Annotated in this window: 2 protein-coding genes; both read left to right on the forward strand. The window is 23.2% G+C overall.

Annotated features, from left to right (window positions below):
• Positions 1 to 422: 422 nt before the first annotated feature.
• On the forward strand, positions 423 to 710 hold the full coding sequence (locus tag EBS11_RS28325; RefSeq protein WP_290608880.1) for an HNH endonuclease: 288 nt from the start codon (positions 423 to 425) through the stop codon (positions 708 to 710).
• Between the two features lie 85 nt (positions 711 to 795).
• Positions 796 to 1,109, forward strand: a 314-nt coding sequence (locus EBS11_RS28330) for a hypothetical protein (RefSeq protein ID WP_290608881.1), incomplete at its 3' end; no start/stop codon positions are given.

A 1,109-nucleotide genomic window follows, 5' to 3' on the forward strand; every position in this document is an offset into this window, starting at 1 on the left:
AGGATGATATTCGTATCAGCTTAGTGAGTCAGAGTTGGCAAGGACTTCCGATAATGCAACACCTTAATATAACCAAAACAAATAAATATGAGATTTAAAGCATTTAAAGTTAAAAAATTTATAGCACTTATACCTTGTATAAATATAAATAATTGGAACACATCTTATAATATAGAAATAGGATGGTTAAAGTATTTTATTAATATTGGTATTGATAAAAAAAACAACCTATGAAAAACATTAAAATATTTGGAAGTTTATTTTTAGCAATGTTAAGTTGCTTTACTATTGGATTGTATAGTTCATCAACATTAAAATACAATGAACCTATTGAACTGCATAGATGGATAATGACAATTATATTTGGATTAATGTTTTTAATATATTTTTTAAATCAATACTCAAATAAAAACAAATAACCTATGTCAATTAACTTTAATAGCACAAGATGTTGTTATTGTGAAAGATTATTTAATAAAAAACTTAAAAGAACAAAAGAGCATATTATACCTAAATCTAAGGGCGGTAAGAATAATTTGCGTAATTTAATTTATGTTTGTTTTGAATGTAATTCATTTAGAGGGAATAAAGATTATGCAGAATTAAAAGAATTTATAAATAATATTTTAAACAATAATAAATCTATAAAAATTAATACATATTCTTATAATAGAATAGATTTAATTAAAATACTTGAAAATTTAAAATAACCGTATTTATCCGTATATATACGATAAAATATCCTTGTTCACTGCACGTGAACATTAATTAAAAATGAACAAAAATTAATAAAATATGGAATCAGGAATAGGATATATAGTATGTAAAGCAAGTTGTGATATATGTAATAACAAATGGACAGGAGTTGTTGAGGTTAACTATATTCAATTACAAAAAGATTATAAAGAATATAAAATTCCAGAAAGATTGGAGTGCCATAATTGTATGCAATATACTACATCATTTGAAGTTGTTGAAATACAAAGAGAAGAAGCTATTAAAGTAAATGGTAGCTTTTTCAAGGAAACTAAAAAGAAACAAAGAGGAGTTTTAAGAATATTTATATGGTGGGCAATAAAACATTATTTTAAAACATACAAAAACAAATA

Origin of the sequence: Janthinobacterium sp., from assembly GCF_009923995.1 — a bacterium.
Classification (GTDB): Bacteria; Pseudomonadota; Gammaproteobacteria; order Burkholderiales; family Burkholderiaceae_D; genus Janthinobacterium.